Origin of the sequence: Polynucleobacter sphagniphilus, assembly GCF_001953355.1 — a bacterium.
Lineage (GTDB): Bacteria > Pseudomonadota > Gammaproteobacteria > Burkholderiales > Burkholderiaceae > Polynucleobacter > Polynucleobacter sphagniphilus.
Window position 1 is genome coordinate 1 of sequence record NZ_MPIY01000016.1, and the last position, 1,305, is coordinate 1,305.

Below are 1,305 nucleotides of genomic sequence, written 5' to 3' on the forward strand. Positions count from 1 at the left end.
AGAACCATATCTTTTTTACGGTCGACAATCTTAGTTAGGCCGTCGGGATTCATGATGCCGATATCGCCTGATTTAAAGAAGCCATCGGGCGTCATAACATTCTTGGTTTCCTCGGGCTTGTTCCAGTAACCGGCCATTACCTGAGGCCCCCGAATACAAATCTCACCAGGAGTACCAAAAGGTACTTCGATGCCGTCATCGCCTAAGATCACTACTTCGGTACTTGGTACCGGGAAGCCAATATAGCCAGTAAAGCTCTCAATCAAAGCAGAGTTGACGCAGGCAACTGGTGATGTTTCTGAAAGGCCATAGCCTTCGGCAATGGGAGCGCCAGTCATTTCTTGCCAGTGATCTGCAACTATCTTTTGCACTTCCCCATCCCTAGCGCAGTAACGAAGCACTCTCAAGAAGCGTTTTGCCAGATTGCCAGCCCTGTCATTGGCCGCAAGGTTAATAAAGCGGCTAAGCTTATTGAGCTCTATGAGACCGCCTTGCATAGCATTGGACTACCTGTTGAGGCAGATTCCTTGGCTTGCAAAACCTTTCAAATACAACTGAGACGCTATCAAGAGATCAATGCTTGTCGCAAGCAATTAGAAGAGACAGCTCAAGCAGTATTGGCCGATAACCCGGATTCTGCCATCTTGCAAAGTGTGCCGGGGATTGGCCCGATTAATGCCCTAACGATTCTGGCGGAAGGCGGGGATCTACGTCGCTTTAGCCATCATCGTCAGTTCTTGAAGTATTGCGGGTTTGATCTAGCCAAAAATCAATCAGGCAACTACCGTGGTCAAGAACAAATCTCTAAACGAGGTAATGCGCGTTTACGTTTGGCGTTATGGATGGCAGTGAACACTGCTATCGCTCAACCAGAAAATAGTTTTCAGCAAAAATATAGCCGCTATATTAAAGGCGCACCGCAGGATAAGGATTTACAACGTAAAGCAAGGACTGCGGTGGCAGCGAAGATGGCGCGTGTAGTGTATGGATTAGTGAAGTCAAAACAGATGTATCAAGGTTACTATGAAAAAGCTTTACCCAGTGGATCGATCCCTCTCTGTAGGGCCGTAGAGGCCGCAAGGACCTCGTAGATAATGTTTGGACCTTCCACTGGGACCTCAGATTGTTTTAAGTAGGGTAAAGACCAAAACGTGAAGTGGCGGATCTTGTGTTAATTATGGTTAATCGGGACCCCTGATTTATTTGTGGAAGTGACCGTTTGGGTATAGACAAGTAGTAAGTTTGTATTTTTTTAACTGCAAATTGCAGTTACGGTATGGCTTTGCCTATCGCTGGAAAAAGTTC

Annotated in this window: 1 protein-coding gene and 1 pseudogene; one reads left to right on the plus strand and one right to left on the minus strand. The window is 46.5% G+C overall.

The features are described 5' to 3' along the window. Nucleotides 1-371: pseudogene (locus BOQ04_RS08675) on the minus strand (AMP-binding protein); the annotation flags it as partial. On the opposite strand from BOQ04_RS08675, the gene BOQ04_RS11015 reads away from it, so the two are divergent. Then, complete coding sequence (locus tag BOQ04_RS11015) at nt 348-1,091, plus strand: transposase (protein WP_269844396.1); 744 nt, start codon at nt 348-350, stop codon at nt 1,089-1,091. The pseudogene BOQ04_RS08675 and the gene BOQ04_RS11015 sit on opposite strands and share 24 nt — an antisense overlap. Nucleotides 1,092-1,305: the final 214 nt, after the last annotated feature.